Origin of the sequence: Streptococcus sp. SG1, from assembly GCF_030439935.1 — a bacterium.
Taxonomy (GTDB): domain Bacteria; phylum Bacillota; class Bacilli; order Lactobacillales; family Streptococcaceae; genus Streptococcus; species Streptococcus gordonii.
In genome coordinates this window covers 145,110-164,767 of sequence record NZ_JAQFJC010000007.1, presented here as the reverse complement: position 1 = coordinate 164,767, position 19,658 = coordinate 145,110, and the positions used below count along the sequence as shown (strand labels likewise).

Annotated in this window: 18 protein-coding genes and 5 tRNA genes; 3 read left to right on the top strand and 20 right to left on the bottom strand. The window is 33.5% G+C overall.

The window, feature by feature from the left end; translation table 11 throughout:
- Positions 1-217 precede the first annotated feature (217 nt).
- The 20 genes from PCY06_RS07650 to rlmH all read right to left on the bottom strand — a co-directional run bounded on the left by PCY06_RS07650 (position 218) and on the right by rlmH (position 15,786).
- The gene (locus PCY06_RS07650) at positions 218-700 is read right to left on the bottom strand and encodes a sigma-70 family RNA polymerase sigma factor (RefSeq protein ID WP_048778891.1); all 483 of its coding nucleotides are present in this window, start codon (positions 698-700) and stop codon (positions 218-220) included.
- 201 nt (positions 701-901) lie between these two features.
- Positions 902-975 (bottom strand) — tRNA-Asn (locus tag PCY06_RS07645).
- Between the two features lie 5 nt (positions 976-980).
- Positions 981-1,052, bottom strand: a tRNA-Glu gene (locus tag PCY06_RS07640).
- A 176-nt stretch (positions 1,053-1,228) separates the two neighbouring features.
- On the bottom strand, positions 1,229-3,211 hold the full coding sequence (gene ftsH / locus PCY06_RS07635; RefSeq protein ID WP_046164766.1) for an ATP-dependent zinc metalloprotease FtsH: 1,983 nt from the start codon (positions 3,209-3,211) through the stop codon (positions 1,229-1,231).
- A gap of 18 nt (positions 3,212-3,229) precedes the next feature.
- The gene (gene hpt, locus PCY06_RS07630) at positions 3,230-3,772 is read right to left on the bottom strand and encodes a hypoxanthine phosphoribosyltransferase (protein ID WP_060970644.1); all 543 of its coding nucleotides are present in this window, start codon (positions 3,770-3,772) and stop codon (positions 3,230-3,232) included.
- A 4-nt stretch (positions 3,773-3,776) separates the two neighbouring features.
- Entirely contained in the window at positions 3,777-5,054 is a 1,278-nt protein-coding gene (gene tilS / locus PCY06_RS07625) for a tRNA lysidine(34) synthetase TilS (RefSeq protein WP_008808024.1), read from the bottom strand.
- Positions 5,051-6,331: a serine hydrolase gene (locus tag PCY06_RS07620; protein WP_082307312.1), complete on the bottom strand. Its 1,281-nt coding sequence runs from the start codon at positions 6,329-6,331 to the stop codon at positions 5,051-5,053. Before PCY06_RS07620 ends, tilS begins: the two co-directional genes overlap by 4 nt.
- A complete protein-coding gene (locus PCY06_RS07615) occupies positions 6,331-6,447 on the bottom strand; it encodes an SP_0009 family protein (RefSeq protein ID WP_012131072.1) in 117 nt (38 codons plus the stop codon). Before PCY06_RS07615 ends, PCY06_RS07620 begins: the two co-directional genes overlap by 1 nt.
- A gap of 2 nt (positions 6,448-6,449) precedes the next feature.
- Positions 6,450-6,818 (bottom strand): septum formation initiator family protein, encoded by a 369-nt coding sequence (locus PCY06_RS07610; protein ID WP_012131073.1) that lies wholly within the window; start codon positions 6,816-6,818, stop codon positions 6,450-6,452.
- Entirely contained in the window at positions 6,811-7,077 is a 267-nt protein-coding gene (locus tag PCY06_RS07605) for an RNA-binding S4 domain-containing protein (RefSeq protein WP_012131074.1), read from the bottom strand. Before PCY06_RS07605 ends, PCY06_RS07610 begins: the two co-directional genes overlap by 8 nt.
- Before the next feature lie 65 nt (positions 7,078-7,142).
- Positions 7,143-10,646, bottom strand: a complete 3,504-nt coding sequence (gene mfd / locus PCY06_RS07600) for a transcription-repair coupling factor (protein ID WP_105165102.1) — start codon at positions 10,644-10,646, stop codon at positions 7,143-7,145.
- Positions 10,639-11,208, bottom strand: a complete 570-nt coding sequence (pth, locus tag PCY06_RS07595; RefSeq protein ID WP_060970646.1) for an aminoacyl-tRNA hydrolase — start codon at positions 11,206-11,208, stop codon at positions 10,639-10,641. The genes mfd and pth overlap by 8 nt, the downstream gene beginning before the upstream one ends.
- A gap of 73 nt (positions 11,209-11,281) precedes the next feature.
- Positions 11,282-12,397: a redox-regulated ATPase YchF gene (ychF, locus tag PCY06_RS07590; protein WP_061586345.1), complete on the bottom strand. Its 1,116-nt coding sequence runs from the start codon at positions 12,395-12,397 to the stop codon at positions 11,282-11,284.
- Positions 12,398-12,506: 109 nt separating this feature from the next.
- Positions 12,507-12,580: transfer RNA gene (locus PCY06_RS07585), tRNA-Asn, on the bottom strand.
- 5 nt (positions 12,581-12,585) lie between these two features.
- Positions 12,586-12,657: transfer RNA gene (locus tag PCY06_RS07580), tRNA-Glu, on the bottom strand.
- A gap of 61 nt (positions 12,658-12,718) precedes the next feature.
- Positions 12,719-13,486 carry a competence system response regulator transcription factor ComE gene (gene comE / locus PCY06_RS07575; protein WP_008808031.1) on the bottom strand — a complete coding sequence of 256 codons (768 nt, stop codon included), beginning with the start codon at positions 13,484-13,486 and terminating at the stop codon, positions 12,719-12,721.
- Positions 13,483-14,844: a competence system sensor histidine kinase ComD gene (comD, locus tag PCY06_RS07570; RefSeq protein ID WP_061582573.1), complete on the bottom strand. Its 1,362-nt coding sequence runs from the start codon at positions 14,842-14,844 to the stop codon at positions 13,483-13,485. The genes comE and comD overlap by 4 nt, the downstream gene beginning before the upstream one ends.
- Positions 14,845-14,856: 12 nt before the next feature.
- Positions 14,857-15,021, bottom strand: a complete 165-nt coding sequence (locus PCY06_RS07565) for a bacteriocin (RefSeq protein ID WP_080998577.1) — start codon at positions 15,019-15,021, stop codon at positions 14,857-14,859.
- Positions 15,022-15,190: 169 nt separating this feature from the next.
- Positions 15,191-15,264 (bottom strand) — tRNA-Arg (locus PCY06_RS07560).
- A 42-nt stretch (positions 15,265-15,306) separates the two neighbouring features.
- Positions 15,307-15,786: a 23S rRNA (pseudouridine(1915)-N(3))-methyltransferase RlmH gene (gene rlmH / locus PCY06_RS07555; RefSeq protein ID WP_008808034.1), complete on the bottom strand. Its 480-nt coding sequence runs from the start codon at positions 15,784-15,786 to the stop codon at positions 15,307-15,309.
- Positions 15,787-15,979: 193 nt separating this feature from the next.
- Between rlmH and PCY06_RS07550 the strand changes: the two genes are divergently transcribed.
- From PCY06_RS07550 to dnaA, 3 genes are all read left to right on the top strand, one after another.
- Entirely contained in the window at positions 15,980-17,173 is a 1,194-nt protein-coding gene (locus PCY06_RS07550; protein ID WP_008808035.1) for a S1C family serine protease, read from the top strand.
- A gap of 65 nt (positions 17,174-17,238) precedes the next feature.
- The gene (locus PCY06_RS07545) at positions 17,239-18,003 is read left to right on the top strand and encodes a ParB/RepB/Spo0J family partition protein (RefSeq protein ID WP_008808036.1); all 765 of its coding nucleotides are present in this window, start codon (positions 17,239-17,241) and stop codon (positions 18,001-18,003) included.
- 203 nt (positions 18,004-18,206) lie between these two features.
- Positions 18,207-19,559, top strand: a complete 1,353-nt coding sequence (gene dnaA, locus PCY06_RS07540; protein ID WP_008808037.1) for a chromosomal replication initiator protein DnaA — start codon at positions 18,207-18,209, stop codon at positions 19,557-19,559.
- The last annotated feature ends 99 nt before the right edge of the window (positions 19,560-19,658 follow it).

The window sequence follows — 19,658 nt, the reverse complement described above, 5'->3', positions numbered from 1 at the left end:
TCTCTATGTCACCCTGCACTTGGTTCGTCTTGTTCAGTTTTCAAAGGTCTTTGCCTCCCTCGGAGACAACTATCTTAGTATATCATCTACTCGCTAAACTGTCAACTACTTTTTTGAACTTTTTTTATATTTTTTTATTATTCTTCTTTTCGTTGGCTTTTTTCTTGAGCATGAAATTGGAAAACAGACTGAAAGGGAGATCTCCTCTCCCTTCTTTTTAATCTAAACGGGGATTGAAATCCCTTAAGTGATAGGATAGATTTTTGAGCATTGCCTTACGTCCTTTGAACCTTTCATCTGCCATCAGACGCTCATATTGTTTTGATTCTTCTGGACTGAGCTGACTTCTATACTCTGCCATTGCACTTCTAAAGGCTACCAATTCATCCAGATACAGCTCTTTCATTCTTAAACGATGACCTATCTCGCTGACCTCTTCATAGGGTTGCCTGTCCAATTTCCGCTTTTGACTCTCTTGGCGACGAATCAAATCATGAATTCTGTTCCGAAACTTGGTCTTGAAGTAACGGTACAGGCGTGGATGATCTTCCAGTAGGTTGGGATGACTTTTTAATAATTCGTACAACACCAACATTCCTTCCTGCCTCCAATCTGCATACTCCCATAAGTGCAGATAATAATCTTTATAACAGCGCTTGACTATCCCTTCAACTTGTTTGTATACGTCCTCAAACTTCATTGACTAGTCCTTTCTTTTGGTTTTAGAGGATTTCTCCTCACCTATTAATCTATCAAAGATCCAGACTGTTGCGGACATTGGGGTGTATTTGTTTATTTAAAATTATTGTCATGTATCTATTGATAATACTTTATGCATTTTGTTCTCGTTTTAAAACATAAAAAAACAGGAAGAATCTTCTTCCTGTTTTTTTATACTTAACTCCGGCAGTAGGACTCGAACCTACGACATCATGATTAACAGTCATGCGCTACTACCAACTGAGCTATGCCGGATAATATAGTCCGTACGGGATTCGAACCCGTGTTACCGCCGTGAAAAGGCGGTGTCTTAACCCCTTGACCAACGGACCATAAACACACAACATAGAACATTATATCAGTTCCTTTCGTTTTGTCAATACTTTTCTATTTATTTTTTTAATCATCTTTTATTGGTAATCTAGTAATTGAGTTATATGTATCAAATGAGTTTGATTTATGGCTAACTTCTCAAAAAAAGAATCCCAAAATGAGATTCTTTTTGATTTTATTCAGCTGATTTGTTTTCTTCCATTTTTGATTTAATTTCATCATATGAAAGAGCGTGTGACTCTTTATCTTCATCCAATTGATCTTCAGATATTTTCCCGGTTTCATAAATAGATTTAATTTGATTACTATCCAACGTTTCATATTTCAGAAGCGCTTCAGCTATCAATTTATGAGTTTCACGATTTGATTGAATGATTTCTGCTGCTTTGTTACGTGCTTCATTTAAGAGGTCGCGTACTTCAGCATCAATTTCATAGGCAGTCTGCTCAGAGATAGATTTTGGTGGATTATAAGCACCTGGAATCATAGCATGATTTCCTTCATATTGTACGGGACCAAGTTTGTCACTCATACCATATTCTGTAACCATGCTTCGAGCCATTTGTGTTGCCTGTTCGAAGTCATTAGAAGCCCCTGTTGTTTGAACATTAAAAATGATTTCTTCTGCAACTCGTCCACCCATGAGACCTGCTAATTGCTCTTTCATATCCTCTTTAGATAGAAGCATTTGATCTTCCTTAGGTAAGGCAATCATGTATCCTCCCGCACGACCACGAGGTACGATGGTTACCTTATGTACAACACGTGCATTTGATAGAACCAAACCAACAATTGTATGACCTGCTTCATGATACGCAACGATTTGGCGGTCACGTTCTGAAACTGTCTTATCTTTTTTAGACGGTCCAGCGATAACTCTATCTTCAGCTTCATCGATATCGGAAGCGTCGATTACTTTCTTATTGCGGCGAGCTGCTACCAAGGCTGCTTCATTTAGGACATTCTCAAGATCTGCACCAACAAATCCTGGGGTCTGCTGAGCAACTAATTTCAAATCAACATCTGTAGCCAAAGGTTTGTTTTTAGCATGAACACGTAAGATAGCTTCACGACCTTTGACATCTGGACGACCGACTAAAACTTTTCTGTCAAAACGACCAGGACGAAGAAGCGCAGGATCCAGTACATCTGAACGGTTTGTTGCGGCGATAACGATAATACCTTCGTTTCCTTCAAAACCATCCATCTCAATAAGAAGTTGGTTTAAAGTTTGTTCTCTCTCATCATTACCACCACCAAGGCCAACACCACGCTGACGACCGACTGCATCAATTTCATCAATGAAGATGATTGCTGGAGCTGCTTTTTTAGCATCTTCAAATAATGAGCGAACACGACTAGCACCAACACCAACAAACATTTCGACAAAATCTGAACCAGAAATACTGAAGAAAGGAACACCAGCTTCTCCAGCTACTGCTTTAGCAAGAAGAGTTTTCCCTGTTCCTGGAGGGCCTTCGAGGAGAACTCCAGCAGGGATACGAGCTCCAAGCTTGGTATAACGTTTAGGATCTTTAAGAAACTCAACTACTTCAACCAATTCTTGCTTTTCTTCTTCAGCACCAGCAACATCGGAAAACCGCACTTTGATTGATTCTTTGCTAGCAGCACGCGCTTTATTGCGACCAAAATTCATCGCACCACGGGCACCACCGCCACCACTTTGATTCATCATTGAAAAGAAGAAGAATCCAACAATAACAAGTGGAAAGACAGAAATTAAGATATTAAGCCACATTCCACTTGAGCTTTCACGTTTGATGCTAATCTCTGTCTTGTTTTTAGCTGCTAACTTTTGTAATTCAGAAATAGTTGAATCTGCCGGCAATATGATGCTAGTGAATTTTTTAACCGATAATGAAGGCGATGGGAAAAATTGAATGCCTGTTGTATCTTTCACTTCCTTAGATTTTTTATACGTTCCGGAAATCTCAACAACACTTCCATTAGGTTGGTAACTAATATCTTTCACGTTACCTTTTTCAATTTCTTTAACTAATTCTGTGTAATTAATCTGTTGACTGCGATTGACAGAATTTCCAGCCATCAAATACTGAAACCCTGTTACTAAGGCAATCACAACTAGAATGTACAGAAGTGGATTTTTTACTAATCCATTATTTTGCTTATTTTTCATTTATATATAGTAAACCTTTTATTTTGTATATACTTCTTCCTTCAAGATACCTACATAAGGTAAATTGCGATAGTTTTCAACATAGTCCAATCCATAGCCAACTACAAATTCATTTGGAATTGTGAAACAGGTATAATCTGCCTCAATTTCAACGAGGCGTCCTTCTGGCTTATCCAAGAGTGTAGCAATTTTAACTGATGCCGCATTTCTATCTTTGAACATTTCACAAAGGCTTTTTAAGGTCTTTCCAGTATCAATGATATCTTCAATAAAAAGAATATGACGGCCAGCGATATCTTGATCAACATCTTTTTTAATGTTAATTACACCACTACTAGAAGTTCCACCATGGTAGCTAGATACAATCATGAAATCCAATTCAATATGAGTATCAATATGCTTGATCAACTCAGCCATAAAAGGAACCGAACCTTTTAAAACACCAACTAGAATAGGATTCTTCCCATGATAATCTTCTGTTAATTGAGCACCTAGTTTTTTAGCAGCAGCAACTATCTCATCGTGCGAAATCAGTACTTTTTTAATGTCTTTTTCTAACATAATCTTACCTATCTATTTTTTTAATATAAAGAACATCTTTCATTATATCACGTTTCGAGTTCTTACTCAAATCACTTGTTACGATTCCAGCAATCCCTAAAATTTCATTAAATTGTTCCACAATGACAGCTTCATCTCTTTCTTTAAGAGAGTATTTTTCATCTATAAAATAGCGAGCTAGTTTTTTATGGTGACCATTTAATAAAATTCTATCTCCAGACTGTCGGTGACGGAGCACAATAGAAGTTTTACGTGAAACAGGAATCATCTGAACCTCTCCACCAATTAATTCTTTCCCAAAAGAGAAACAATAACCACCTAGTTCAATAATATCTTCAAATTGTAGCAAAATAGCTCCCTTTTTTGAATCAGACTTAGGACCGATTTTCTTAATTTTAAAGGTTTGATAGTCTTGGATGAGCTCATATTGATTTTTAAGATAATGGTGATAGTTGGTTTTAGTATTTACAATATGTAAAATATCATCAAACTGTGCTTTACTTAGTTGTAAATCAGGAAATTTTTCAAGATATTCCTGCAATAAAAAAACTTGAACTTCTCTTTTTTGCTTCCTAAACGTCTGTAAATCCGTCAGATTTAAGTCTTTTGTTAAGCCGGAAAGAGCTTTTTGTAATTGAGCAATTTCTAAACCTAAACCTATAATAGCTTGTTTGATTCTGGGGTTTTCTGTTTCTAAAAGCGGGAAATATTGGTTTCTTACACGATTTCTAAAATAAGTATTTTCAAAATTTGAGGCATCTTCAAAATGAAAAACCGTCGGAAAATCAGTTTTAGAAAATTCCAACAAGGGTCTAATTAACTCGCCACCACCAAAAGGCTGCCTATCTTTCATACCAGACAAATAACGTAAGCGACTTCCACGTAGAATCCGCATAAAAATCGTTTCTGCTTGATCGTCTGCATGATGGGCTGTCACCAAGGCAGTACAATCTTCTTCTTGCATGACTTTTTTGAAAAAATTATAACGAAAATCTCTAGCTGATTTTTCTGAAAAAACTCCAGAAAAACTTGATGTAAGAATCTTTACACCAAGTTTTTGAGCAATTTCTTTTAATTGTTTTTCTTCTTGATCAGCTTCAATTCGTTGTTTATGGTTGATATGAGCCAAGATAAGTTCTATATCCAACTCTTTTTGATACTTATATAAAAGGTTCAATAAGGTCATAGAATCAAGGCCACCAGAAATGGCCAACAAAACTCTTTGATGCTCAATAAAATAAGCTTTTTCTTTACACTGTTTCAAAAATTGCTGCTCAATCATTTCAGCACCTCATAGACATCATTGGCTATTTTTGAAATAGTGTCATAGTTTGAATGATTAGTGAAAACCGATATGATAAAAGGTGATTCACTGTAAACAATGGCAACGTCATGTTTGAAATCATAAGCGTCACCAATCTTATGAGCAACCTTCACTGGAATATCCTTAGAAATCCTCTGATTATCAAAGTTGGTCTGCGAAAGAGTGTCAATAATAGAACCATTTTGATAATAAATAGCTTCCATTACATTTCCTGCCATTTTAGCAGAGGCATTTCTTTCTTCCACATCCCATTTTCTACCTGCAATGTTTTCAATAGTGGAACGGTAGGTCGAGCTTGATTTATCTGTAACATAGTAACCTAAAATATTGGTTGCGGCGTTATCAGATTCTTTGGCAATATGATTAATGAGATCCTGTACACTGTATTCTTTATTATCCGCTTCTTTGGGTAAACTCCCACTTCCTTCCGTATCATAAGCTCCAGAATAATCATTAACATCCTGAATATATTTTAGTCCTTGTGCAAGTGTAATTTTCCCTTGATTTAATTCTTCTTGAGCATAATAAAGAATTGGCAATTTAGTTACACTGGCAGAATACATCTCCGTATCTTGATTGATTCCTGCCGTTTTTCCTGTATTCAACTGTTTGACATAAATAGAAAAGTCCGCCTGATTATATCGACTAGTTAAGATTTCTTGAACTTTTTCGATGCGATTATCTGTATCTGAAAGATAATCCGCTCTTACCCAACCACTATTTTCAATTTTTGCATATTGTGCTATTGGTGTTGTAGCCAGTTGAGTAATTTTTACAGAAGTATAGGCTGATTTATTACTATTAATTTTTTTGACACCATTTACATAAGCTTTTTCATAAACTGTAAAACCTGGTTTAAGCCACATTGTTTGATTTATATCTTCCAAAGCCAAGACAGTATCATCATAAATGGAACGTTTATCAGCAACTACAAACTGACCATTGGATAACTTAAAGAGAGGTAACCCCTGAGAGTTGACTACTAACTCAGTCAACTTGAAAGGCTGATTTGGAGATAGCTTCCCAGAAATCTTATCTAGTTCTGCAGAAGAAAAGGTTAAAACTTCTTCATAAACATTTGGATTGGTAGGAAGTGTTTGATAATAATTGCTGTAGCTTGTATTGGTCAATTCATACTGTTGACTTGTTGTCAATGGAATATCTTTTTCTGTGCTAATGACTATATTACTGCAAAAGAAAGCCGGTAACAACAATAAAGCTAAGTATTTTCTCATCAATCCTTCCTTTCTATATTTTTTTCTCTCAACTCTTGATTCTTTTGTGAAAGTTCTTCCAATTTCTCCTCTGAGAAAGTTAAAAATTTCTCCACTGTTTTAACGATATTATCCATGATTACTGTGGTAACAAATCTGGTATATTATAGATTGTTTCTCCTTCTTTGGCATAGAAATATTTTGCTCGAGCGTACTTAGCGGCATAGTCATCATCCTTTAAACGCTTAGACAAGTTTTCTTGATATTCTTTTTCCTTACTCAACTCATCATATTTTTCTTGTAATTCAACAAGCTTTTGCCGACGTTCTAGAAGAGTTTGATAGGATTGTACTAAATTATATGTTGGTAAAATGAACAAAAGCATAACTAAAATTAAAACCCAGCCCATAAAACGATTTTTTTTGCGACGTTCTTCTTCTAAATAGCGTCGACGCTGATTTTCATCCTGAATGTATTGATTATTTAATTGAACAATATTTTTAGACATCTTCTTCTACCCTTGTTTCACTGACAATTTCATACATACTTGCTGCATCTTCTTTTTTGGTACTATCTTTCATTTCTAATACTTTCACAGTGAGTAGTTTATTACCAAAACGAATCTCAACAATATCATCTGTTTTTAAGTCTGTTGAACTCTTGGCTAGAATTCCATTTACTTTTATTCGTCCTTTATCTGCAACTTCTTTTGCAACAGTTCGCCTTTTAATAATTCTTGATACTTTTAGATACTTGTCTAATCTCATATTCCTTACCTCAATTCTCTTAATATTCTACCATGTTTTAAAGAAAATGAAAAAACAAAATCCCTTTAATCATCTTTTCTTTGTTTTATCTCCACCAACTTTTGACCAAACTGAATTAAATTTTCTAAGATTTCGTAATCCTTTTTCTGACGAACATCAAAAATAACTTCAATTAGTTTATCGCTTTCTCCTATACGAGCTTTTAAAGTTGTTGCAGCCAAAGCTTCAAAATAATCCTGGGTCAAGAATAGTTGCTGAGACATCTTTTCAAATCTAACAACTACAGTCTGCTGTCTGCGTTCAACTAAAGAAACAAAGGATTTATCCAAATATGATTTCAACAGACCAATTTCCAATAAATAAGCAACAACATCTGGATATTCTCCAAAACGATCTATCAATTCTTCTTGTAAATCTTCATAGTTTACACGGTTGTCAATTTCACGAATACGTTTATAAATTTCAATTTTTTGACGTTCATCTGATATATAGTCACTTGGTAAATAAGCATCAATTTGGAGATTAATTTCTGCATTACTTTTTTGTCTTTTTTGCTCCTTACCTTGCTTCTTAGCGATTGCTTCTTCTAAAAGCTGAGAATACATTTCAAATCCTACAGAATCAATAAATCCTGATTGAGAAGCTCCAAGAATGTTTCCTGCTCCTCGAATGGATAAATCTCGCATTGCAATTTTAAATCCTGAACCTAGCTCTGTAAAGCCTTTAATTGCTTCTAAACGTTTTTCAGCCACCTCAGTCAAAGTTTTATCTGGACGGTACATAAAATAAGCATAGGCGATACGATTACTCCGACCTACTCGTCCCCTAAGTTGATACAAGGTTGACAAACCCATATGATCAGCATTTTCTATAAACAAAGTGTTTGCATTTGGAATATCAACTCCTGTTTCAATAATGGTAGTTGTAACCAAGACATCATATTCTCCATTTATAAAGTCAATTAGAGTATTCTCCAATCTAATTTCACTCATTTGACCATGAACAAAACCAATGCTTGCTTCTGGAATTAACTCTTTTAATTCAGCTACTTTTTGCTCAATTGTGTCAACTTTATTGTAAAGATAGTAAACTTGTCCTCCACGATCTATTTCTCTTAAAATTGCATCTCGAATGATAGTTGGATTACTTTCTAAAACATAAGTTTGAACTGGATAACGATTGGTCGGAGGAGTTTCAATGACTGATAAATCACGAATACCTAACATTGACATATGCAAGGTACGAGGAATAGGGGTTGCCGTTAACGTTAAAACATCAACTTTTGTTTTTAATTCTTTTAGTTTCTCCTTATGCTTAACTCCAAAACGCTGTTCCTCATCAATAACTATCAGACCCAAATCTGCGAATTCAACATCCTGCGATAAAAGTCTATGAGTCCCAATAATAATATCTACTTGACCTTTTTTCAAAGCTTCTAAAGTCTCACTCTGCTCTGCCTTTGTCCTAAAGCGACTTAGAACATCAACATTAACAGCAAAGTCATTAAAACGTTCTTTAAAATTTGTATAATGTTGCTGAGCAAGTACAGTTGTTGGCACCAAAATTGCAACCTGCTTATGATCATTAACAGCCTTAAAAGCAGCCCGCATTGCTACTTCAGTTTTACCAAAACCAACATCTCCTACCAATAGGCGATCCATTGGCTGCTTGCTTTCCATATCCTTTTTTATTTCTTGAATACTTCGTAATTGATCCTCTGTTTCAACATAAGGAAAATCATTATCAAATTCAATCTGATTTTCGTCATCACTAGAAAAGGAAAAACCTTCTAGCTGGCTCCTCTCTGCATACAATTTAATTAAATCATCTGCAATATCTTCCACTTGATGCTGAACTTTTTGTTTTGTCTTTTGAAAACGACCGTCATTTAACTTATTGACTTTTGGTGTCTTTCCATCACTGGCTACATATTTTGATAAGAGTTGGATTTGGTCAACTGGAATTGATACTCGATCGGCATTTTGGTATTGAATGGTTACATAATCTCGATGAATACCAGAAATTTCAATGGTTTCAATTCCTAGATATCGCCCAATACCATGTATGTTATGGACAACATAATCTCCTTTTTCTAACTCATTATAATCCTTTAATCGCTCTGCATTAGATACATTTTGTCGCCTTACACGTCTTTTAACTTTCTTTTGGAAAATTTCATATTCTGTAATTAATACAAGTTTTTGATCAACAAAATTAAATCCCTGGTTTAAATTTCCTTGTATAATTTGTACTGAATTTTTATGGATTTCTTTATCATTTATATACTCTGCTTGAATGTCGTATTCTTGTAAAGTTTTATGTAAAGATTGTAAAGAAGATAATGAAGATGCTTGCAGGATTACTGTAGAACCTGCTTTTTTATAACGATCAATTTCATCTTTCAATAAAGGAAATTGACTAAAAAATTCCTGCATAGGGTATTGATTAAATTGATAAAGAGAATCAAGTTTTAAGTTACCTAAGCCTTTGTGAAAATTTGAAAGAAAGGTGGCAGGTTTGTAATTTCTAAAATCTGGATAAGCATTAACAAAATATTTCTGATTTGAAACAGCTTTACTAGATTGTAAACCTTCTGTCAAAATAGTTGCAGCTTCCATTTCAAATTGTGCATTTCGCTCCATGATTTTTTGAAAATCATCAAAGAAAATAGGAGTATGTTTTGGAAGATAATCTAGAATAGTCCATTCTTTTTCATAAAAATAGGATAAGAATTTTCGAGAATCTGGATGAAGTTGGCGTTTTTTAACATCTTGTAAGATCTCTTCAAGATAAGATTTTAGACGGCTATCCTGACTTGCTTTTACTGCCTCTTCTATTTTTTTCTGAGCTCTTAAGTAATCCTCATCTGCTAACAATATATCGTTTGCAGGATGAATTAAAACTTGATTTAAATTTTCAATAGAAGTTTGGCTTTCTGAATCAAAAATACGTATTCCATCAATCTCATCTCCGAAAAATTCTAAACGGTAAGGAGAAATACTATCTTTATCAAAAATATCTAGGATATCACCTCTTAAACTGAACTCACCCTGATTAAAAACTTGTGATTCTTTCCTATAACCAATCTTAATCAAAAAGTTTACAAGGGTATCAAGGTTATATTCTTGACCAACTTTTAGTTCTATAATTGAAGATTTTAATTCATTTGGATTTGGCAAAAAAAGGCGACTAGCTGAAAGATTTGTGACTAGAATACCTGACTCATTGTCATCTAATAAAAAATTTAATGCTCCAATCCGAGTATATATTTTCTCTTGAGACGAGAAGATAAATTCAGCCATAGGTGCATCGTCAGCTAAAAAATTATATACTTTTTCCTCACCTAACAAAGAAATCAAGTCACTAGATAACTTTTCTGCTTCACTATAACCTGATGTCATAACGAGAATTTTTTGATGTTCATCAAGAGCAGAGGCTATTGCAAGTGCCTTAGTGGAACCAGACAACCCCATTAGTAACTGTCTAGTCTTTTGATTTAGATTTTTTTTCCAATCTAAAATTTGCTGGTTTTGACAAAATAAATCAATCAAGTTCATTTTATTATCCATTATACTTCTGCATTGCTTGTTCAAAATTGCCTGATTGTAAATAATAATTTACAGCATTGTCAACCTTATCAAGAGTGTTCAAAATAGTTATATAATCATCTCTATCGAATTTTCCTAAAACATGATGAACCACTGTCATACCTTCTTTGGGACGACCAATACCTATTTTAACTCGTTTAAAATCTTGAGTACCTATATGTTTAATAATTGATTTAATCCCATTATGGCCGCCTGCTGAACCTTTTGCACGTAAACGAATCTTACCAACTTCCATATCTAAATCATCATATATTACAAGTAAATCTTCAACTTCTAAACCGTAATATGTTAACAAAGCATGAACTGCTTTTCCACTTTCATTCATAAAAGTTGTTGGTTTGATAAAATATACCTTTTCACCATTTAAGAATGTTGAAGCAATTTCTGATTGAAAAATTTTATCGGCTGTAAACTTTAAATTTAAATCTTTACACAACTTGTCAACTAACATAAATCCAACATTGTGTTTTGTTTCAACATATTTATCTCCTGGATTTCCTAATCCAACAATTAATTTTGTCATTATTATCCTTTCAAAGCTTAAAAGGGTTGGAAAAATTTTTCCAACCTATTCTTTATTCCATTTATACTTTCTTTTACACATTAAATCGGAATTCCATAATATCGCCATCTTGAACGATATATTCTTTTCCTTCTTCACGCAAACGTCCAGCTTCTTTCACTGCTTTTTCACTTCCATAATGCAATAAGTCATCGTAAGACATGGTTACCGCTCGGATGAAACCTTTCTCAAAATCTGAGTGGATGATACCTGCTGCTTGAGGTGCTTTCATTCCACGTTTGAAGGTCCAAGCACGAACTTCTTTTTCACCAGCTGTAAAGTATGTTCCAAGTCCCAACAGGTGGTAAGCTGCTCTGGTCAGTTTATCCACACCTGATTCAGTCAAGCCAATAGCTTCTAAAAATTCTGATTTATCTTCATCATCCAATTCAGAAATTTCCTCTTCAGCACGCGCTGAAATGACTACAACTTCTGCATTTTCTGTAGCTGCGAATTCGCGAATTTGCTTTACATAGTAAATATTATCTGGATCAGCCACCTCATCTTCACTAACATTGGCCACATAAAGCACAGGTTTAGTCGTTAAGAGAAAGAGCCCTTTAACAATCTTCTGTTCTTCTTCTGTAAACTCAATTGTCCGAGCTGAGATACCATCTTCGAGAACTGGCTTAATTTTCTGTAATACATTAAATTCCGCCACAGAATCCTTATCTTTTTGAGTTCTTGCCATCTTCTCTACACGCACATAACGTTTGTTGATACTTTCTAAGTCTGCTAAAATCAATTCTAAATTGATTGTTTCAATATCTGCCATTGGATCAACAAAATCAGACTCGCGACCCTGTTCCCTCATGACATTTTCATCATCAAAAGCACGTACAACGTGGACGATAGCATCTACTTCGCGGATATTGGCCAAGAATTTATTCCCTAGTCCTTCTCCTTTTGAAGCACCTTTCACAATTCCAGCAATATCTGTAAATTCGAAGGTTGTTGGAACTTTTTTCTGTGGTTTGATGAGCTCTGTTAATTTATCAAGACGTGCATCCGGAACTTCCACTCTTCCAACATTAGGGTCAATTGTTGCAAAAGGATAGTTTGCTGCTTCTGCCCCCGCTTTTGTAATTGCATTAAATAAAGTTGATTTGCCGACATTAGGTAATCCGACAATTCCTGCTGTTAAAGCCATTTAGCTCTTCCTTTCATCTTTTCAATTCAAATTATTATACCATAAAACAGACTAAGTCTGTAGAGGAAAATATAAACAAAAAAACACTCAATTAATTGAGTGTTAGCGACTCCGGCAGTAGGACTCGAACCTACGACATCATGATTAACAGTCATGCGCTACTACCAACTGAGCTATGCCGGATAATATAGTCCGTACGGGATTCGAACCCGTGTTACCGCCGTGAAAAGGCGGTGTCTTAACCCCTTGACCAACGGACCATATATGTCTTGCAAGAAGACATATTTTATTATACCAGTTTATCTCGCTTTGTCAACAGTTTTATTTTTTATTTTCTTCTTTTTTACTTTTGGCTTTCAGTATTTCTTTCAAGTATCTGACACGTAATCGAGAAATTGGTGAACGATGACCATCATAATACAAAACATCTTTTGTCTTTTTGTCGTATCCACTAATGTTGCTAATATTAGATAGGTATGACTTATGTGGTGAGAAAAAATATCCAAGTTCTTTATCTTGTTCTTGAATTTCTGCTATAGTCCCATAAAATTCCTTAAAGAAATTTTTTCCAACAACTCTTAATTTATAAGGACTTCCTGTAGTCTCAATATATAGAATATCCCTAAAAGGAATTCGAATTTCGTTTCCTCTAAAACTATACTCAAAAAAGTCAACAATATCTGTATTTTCAATTAAATTATTTCGTGTATAAACGATACAATCTTTAACTCTTTTCTTAAAAGAATTATCATTTATGTCTTTATCTATAAAATCTAACGCTGATACTTTATACTTAAAAGTTAAAGTCGCAAATTCTGAATGACTCGTGACAAAAACAATGATAGCATAGGGATTATGTTGGCGTATAAATTGCGCCATTTCTAGACCTTTTTGTTCTTCTCCTTTGATATCTATATCTAAGAAATAGAGTTGATTTACCTCGTCTGACTCAACATATTCTTTAAATTCATGAATTTTTCCTGTTACTTTTGCTTTAATTTCAAGATTAAGTTCGCGAGAAATTTCTTCGAAGACATTTTCAATTCTCACTTGATGTTCAATAGTATCTTCTAGCACTAATACTTTCATATTTTTTCCTTTCTTTTAAATCTTACAACTTGTATAAAATAATTTGTTTCTATATCTGTTTCCAGAATAACTTCATCATATTTGTCAATAATTTCTTTGACATTATTTAAACCTAATCCTCGATTTTCTCCTTTTGTCGAGAAGCCTACTTCATAAATTTCTTCTAAATTAATGTAACGGCTTTGACGAGAATTCTGAATTACAAAAACAATTTCTTTATCTAGCTTTACTAAAGACACGTTCATTGTTTTTGAGGGACTTTCAGCTGCCCCTTCAACCGCATTATTGAGCAATACACTAGCTACTCGAACTAAATCTAAAAGTTTCATAGGTAATGTCTCAATAACATCCTTCATTTCAAATACGATCTCTACTCCACACTCTCGAGCCTTAAATATAGTTTGAATTAACACACTTCTCAAGGCAGTGTCTTGAACATTATTTAACTCAAAAAAAGTATAGTCATCTGATCGAAGGGAAATATTAGCTTGACTTAAAACATTATGAAAGATTCGCTCTACTTCTTTCATATCACCTGAGTTAATTCCGGTTTGCAAACTTGTTAACATACCAGCATAATCGTGACGAAAACCTCGAATTTCGTTATAAAGACCTACAATTTCATCTGTATAAAGTTGTAGTTGTCTTTGTTCTTCCTTTTTTTGCTGAATTTCTTTAGCTTTTTCATATTGTTCACGAGCAGACTTCAGATAAAATAAGGTCGACAAAAACATAATAAATCCTATAGTTGCAATCATACTAGCAAAGCTATTAAGATGTGCATTTTCGCTGAACCAATGAGAAATATTTAATAAGATATGAATCGTTACATAAATTTTAATTACATTCATTATTTCTTTTTCAAAATCAAAATTTTTAAAATAACTAAATTCAAACTCAAAAAATTCAAAAGATTTCAAAACAAAAAATAATGCTAAGATATTTACTATAGTATAGTAAGAACCCCAGTATTGATTAACAAAATCATCTCCTGTCACTGAAGATATAATAACTGAGAAAAAAGTTTCAGAAGATGATACAGAAAGATATATAAGTAGGGATAAAAAGATAGATACATATCCTTTATATAATCCTTTTTTAGAAAAATATAAATGTAAGATTAGTGGTTGGAAAAATATAAGTAAGTAATGTAAGAAAGTACTTAATACATCTCCATATTCGGGTAATAAATTATAAAACTGTGCTAATATCAAACTACTAAAACTTATTGTTAAGTACAGAAATATGATAGAAATATTTAATTTTTTTATATCACATATTTTTTTGTATACAGTAACAAAAGAAATTGTTTGAACTAGTAAAGAGAAAATAGCAAATATTTTTTCAAAATTCATCATTCTAACTTCTTTTTAATTTCTAAAAATTTTACGGAACCAACTTGGAACAAATGATCTCTGACTGGCATAAACACCTTTTTGAGATCCCCCAATGACTGTTTGAAGTTTATTATCTGTCAAAATTTCAAATTGTTGTAACTCTTTTGGCAATAAATTTTGTTTGTTTTTCTTTTTCATAAAAATATCTCCTAATAATTTTTTGTAAAGTTAACTTACAAGATTATTATACAGGGAGATTTCCCAAATATAGAAAATCAGCTTCATATGCAAGTAAATATAACTGAAATGTCATTTTTAAAAATTTTATTAAAAAAAGAGTGCGCTTGAGCGCACCCTCAATCTTATCTGATCCCAGCAAGATTCGAACTTGCGACCGTTCGCTTAGAAGGCGAATGCTCTATCCAGCTGAGCTATGGGACCATACTTTATTATTGTAACAAAAAGACCGTATAGCGTCAAGATTCATTTATGATAAGGACTTCCTTGCTGAATCATAAAAGCACGATAAATTTGCTCCATTAAAACTAAACGCATTAATTGATGAGGTAGGGTTAATTGACCAAAACTCATCAAAAGATTTGCTCTTTCTTTTACTTTAGGAGATAAGCCTAAGCTACCACCAATAATAAAAGTGATATCTGAAAAACCTCGAACTGAAGCATCTTCAATAACTTTACTAAATTTTTCAGAAGGAAATTGCTGACCTTCAATAGCTAAAACAATAACAAATTCACGATCTAATACTTTAGATAAAATTCGTTCCCCTTCTTTCGACAGAATTTGTTGGTTCTCTAATGGACTTGCTTTATCTGGTGTTTTTTCATCAGCTAATTCAATTATCTCTACTTTCGTAAAACGACTGAGTCGTTTTGAGTATTCTGCAATCCCTTCTTTAAGGTATTTCTCTTTTAGTTTTCCAACTGTTACAAGCTTTATTTTCATAATTTCATTTTATCATATTCACACTTTATTCACACCATTTCAATGAGAAATTTTTACCTCATCTATAGATTTTCTAATAAAAATTAACGTTTTTTCTAAGTTTTCCACAAACTGTGGAAAAGTGATTATTTTTAAGATATAATTAAGTTATCGGTTCTATACTTACAGCAATTTGAAATATTAGGAGGAAGATATGAAAAACTCTTCAAATTTCTTCAAAAAAACATTGCAAATTTTCATTGTTTTGTTAGTTGGTTTTATAGGTGGTGTTGCTGGAACATGGGGATTTTCTTATTTTTCAACACCTCATTCAGCCACAAATAATAATCAGAAAACAGCGACTACAGTAACAACATCCTATAAAAATAGTAATTCTACAACAAAGGCTGTTGATAAAGTAAAAGATGCTGTTGTCTCTGTCATTACATATTCTGAATCTAATTCGGATACTATTTTTGACAACAATAATTCAGGAAATGAAAATGATCAGGTAGCTAGCGAAGGATCTGGTGTTATCTATAGAAAAGATAAAGACTATGCTTACTTAGTTACCAATACACACGTTATCAATGGTGCAAAAAAAGTTGATATCCGTCTTGCTGATGGGAATAAGGTTCCTGGTGAAATAGTCGGGACTGATACATATTCTGATATTTCTGTAGTCAGAATTCCTGCCGATAAGGTTAAAAATGTAGCAGAATTTGGAGATTCTAGTAAATTAACCGTTGGAGAAACTGCCATTGCAATCGGAAGTCCTCTTGGTTCTGATTATGCTAATACAGTAACTCAGGGAATTGTTTCTAGTCTAAGCCGTAATGTTTCTTCACGATCAGAAGATGGTCAGACAATTGCTACCCAAGCTATTCAAACTGATGCAGCAATTAATCCAGGTAACTCTGGTGGTCCTCTTGTAAACATTCAAGGTCAAGTTATTGGTATTACCTCTAGTAAAATTGCTAACACCAATAATGGTAGTACTTCTGTTGAAGGTATGGGATTTGCAATCCCATCCAATGATGTTGTAAATATCATTGAACAATTAGAAAAGAATGGTAAAGTCATTCGACCAGCTCTAGGAATTCAAATGGTCAACTTAAGTAGTTTGTCTTCTTCAAGCTCTGATCGATTAAAACTTCCAGACAATGTTAAAAATGGTGTCGTTGTTCGTTCCACACAAACTGGAATGCCTGCTGATGGTAAGTTACAAAAATATGATGTGATTACAAAAATTGATGATACAGAAATATCATCTGCTAGCGATATCCAATCAGCTCTTTATAAACATTCAATTAATGAAGAAATTAAAGTTACTTATTATCGTGATGGAAAAGAGCAAACAACAACTATTAAACTAACTAAATCAACTGATGATTTAAGTTCTGAATAAATACCATTTACAAGACTGTCAACACACCTTTACTCTTTCGTAAAGGTGTGTTATGCTATATACAAATGGAAAATTATCAATATATTTTAATTAAAGATATTCACACCAACCCCTATCAACCAAGAAAAGATTTTTCAATAGAGAAATTAAACGAGTTAGCAAATTCTATTAAAGAAAACGGATTAATTCAGCCTATTATCGTCAGGAAATCATCTATCATTGGATACGAACTTTTAGCTGGGGAAAGAAGATTTAGGGCAGCTAAAATAGCAGGCTTAACTGAAATTCCTGCCTTAGTCAAATCACTAAGCGATGATGAAATGATGAAGCAGGCTATTATTGAAAATCTTCAAAGAGAGGATCTCAATCCAATAGAAGAAGCTGAATCTTATCAACATCTTATTTACAAGGGGTTAACGCATGATGAAATCGCTCAGATTATGGGGAAATCAAGGCCTTATATTACAAATCTTGTTCGCTTGCTACAGTTACCTGATTTTGTCTTAAAAGCTGTAAAAGAAGGTCGTATTTCTCAGGCTCATGCTCGATTACTAATAAAACTTAAGGAAAAAGACCAGAAAAAATGGCTTGAAAAAATTATTTCTTCAGATATTTCTGTTAGAAAATTAGAGAAATTATTACAAACTTCTACTACTAAGCCTAAGTCTGAAAATGTCCAAAAAATTTTTATCGAAGAAGAAGAAGAAAATCTAAAGAAATTATTGGGAGTTGATGTAAAGATTAGTCTCTCTAAGAAACAAACTGGCAAAATCTCAATTTCTTTTTCTAATCAGGAAGAATATGAAAGAATTATTAACAGTCTTAAATAGTACTGTTATTTTTCTTTTATCATTTCACAAGCATTTCCACAAAATATAGTATCCAGAAAACTTTATATAGCAAGAAAAACCTTAACTTTCCACAACTTGTGGAAAACTTTGATAAACATTGTGGATTTCTATTCACAGTTGTGGAAAACTTTTTAAGTTTATGTTAAAATATTGAAGAATATTATAAGTAGAAGGGAGAAATAATGGCTCAGGAACAAGAATTTTGGGCGCGTGTATTAGAGTTAGCTCACACTCAGCTAAAAAAAACAACCTTTGACTTTTTTGTAGCAGAAGCCAAATTGATTAAAATTGAAAATAATCAGGCGACAATTCACTTAGATAGTCCTGTCAAAAAGCTTTTCTGGGAGCAAAATTTAGCAGATATTATCCTAACGGCTGGTTTCGAAATCTACAATGATCAAATTACTGCCTTATACGTATTTGAAACAGAAGACAGAGTTAAAGAAGAACCAGTTTATTTAACTTCACAGCAGCCTGATTTAACTGAAAAGAAAAAATCTCCTCCACTAGCTACTGGCTTAAAAGCAAAATATACTTTTGAAAACTTCGTACAAGGAGATGGAAATCAGTGGGCAAAAGCAGCTGCCTTAGCTGTCGCTGATAATCTGGGAGGTATCTATAATCCCTTATTCATTTATGGTGGACCAGGTTTAGGAAAGACACATTTATTAAATGCTATTGGAAACGAAGTATTAGAAAATACACCTGATGCTCGGATAAAATATGTTCCTGCTGAGACCTTTATTAATGATTTTCTGGAACATCTTCGCTTAGGAGAAATGGATAGTTTTAAGAAAATCTATCGCAGTCTTGATTTATTATTAATCGATGATATTCAAGCACTTAGTAAAAAAGTATCTACTCAAGAAGAATTCTTTAACACTTTTAATGCCTTGCATGGAGAAAATAAACAAATTGTTTTGACCAGTGACCGTAGTCCAGACTACTTAGAAAATTTGGAAGAAAGACTAGTCACGCGCTTCAAGTGGGGATTAACTAGTGATATCACTCCTCCAAATTTTGAAACCAGGATTGCTATTTTGCGAAATAAAATCGAAGAATTTGATCTTATTTTCCCAAATGAGACAATTGAATATTTAGCTGGACAATTTGATTCAAATGTACGTGATCTTGAAGGTGCTCTAAAAGATATCAATTTACTTGCTAGTATGAAGCAAATTAAAGAGATTACTATCGATATTGCAGCTGAAGCTATTCGCTCTCGTAAACAAGCAGGAAGTCAACTATTAGTCATCCCAATTGATCGTATCCAAACTGAAGTTGGGAATTTTTACGGAGTTAGTGTCAAAGAAATGAAAGGGACTAGGCGAGTTCAAAATATTGTATTAGCTCGTCAGGTTGCCATGTACTTGACCAGAGAATTAACAGATAATAGCTTACCAAAGATTGGACGTGAATTTGGAGGAAAAGACCATACAACTGTAATTCATGCCCATGGAAAAATAAAAAGTATGCTAGAAGAAGATGATAATCTACGTTTAGAAATTGAATCGATAAAAAATAAAATAAAATAGTTGTGGATAAGTTTTCAAAAATATGGAAATTAATCCACAAATTGTGCACAAGTAAAAATACTTGCTGTAACTATGATTGAACTATTTTTCCACATTATC

Coding starts and splice junctions, on each gene's coding strand:
- PCY06_RS07615 (WP_012131072.1), bottom strand. CDS start 6,447: ATGGATAATATCGTTAAAACAGTGGAGAAATTTTTAACTTTCTCAGAG.
- comD (WP_061582573.1), bottom strand. CDS start 14,844: ATGATGAATTTTGAAAAAATATTTGCTATTTTCTCTTTACTAGTTCAA.
- tilS (WP_008808024.1), bottom strand. CDS start 5,054: ATGATTGAGCAGCAATTTTTGAAACAGTGTAAAGAAAAAGCTTATTTT.
- PCY06_RS07545 (WP_008808036.1), top strand. CDS start 17,239: ATGGAAAATTATCAATATATTTTAATTAAAGATATTCACACCAACCCC.
- hpt (WP_060970644.1), bottom strand. CDS start 3,772: ATGTTAGAAAAAGACATTAAAAAAGTACTGATTTCGCACGATGAGATA.
- mfd (WP_105165102.1), bottom strand. CDS start 10,646: ATGGATAATAAAATGAACTTGATTGATTTATTTTGTCAAAACCAGCAA.
- PCY06_RS07565 (WP_080998577.1), bottom strand. CDS start 15,021: ATGAAAAAGAAAAACAAACAAAATTTATTGCCAAAAGAGTTACAACAA.
- PCY06_RS07610 (WP_012131073.1), bottom strand. CDS start 6,818: ATGTCTAAAAATATTGTTCAATTAAATAATCAATACATTCAGGATGAA.
- PCY06_RS07605 (WP_012131074.1), bottom strand. CDS start 7,077: ATGAGATTAGACAAGTATCTAAAAGTATCAAGAATTATTAAAAGGCGA.
- ftsH (WP_046164766.1), bottom strand. CDS start 3,211: ATGAAAAATAAGCAAAATAATGGATTAGTAAAAAATCCACTTCTGTAC.
- PCY06_RS07650 (WP_048778891.1), bottom strand. CDS start 700: ATGAAGTTTGAGGACGTATACAAACAAGTTGAAGGGATAGTCAAGCGC.
- comE (WP_008808031.1), bottom strand. CDS start 13,486: ATGAAAGTATTAGTGCTAGAAGATACTATTGAACATCAAGTGAGAATT.
- PCY06_RS07550 (WP_008808035.1), top strand. CDS start 15,980: ATGAAAAACTCTTCAAATTTCTTCAAAAAAACATTGCAAATTTTCATT.
- pth (WP_060970646.1), bottom strand. CDS start 11,208: ATGACAAAATTAATTGTTGGATTAGGAAATCCAGGAGATAAATATGTT.
- dnaA (WP_008808037.1), top strand. CDS start 18,207: ATGGCTCAGGAACAAGAATTTTGGGCGCGTGTATTAGAGTTAGCTCAC.
- rlmH (WP_008808034.1), bottom strand. CDS start 15,786: ATGAAAATAAAGCTTGTAACAGTTGGAAAACTAAAAGAGAAATACCTT.
- ychF (WP_061586345.1), bottom strand. CDS start 12,397: ATGGCTTTAACAGCAGGAATTGTCGGATTACCTAATGTCGGCAAATCA.
- PCY06_RS07620 (WP_082307312.1), bottom strand. CDS start 6,331: ATGAGAAAATACTTAGCTTTATTGTTGTTACCGGCTTTCTTTTGCAGT.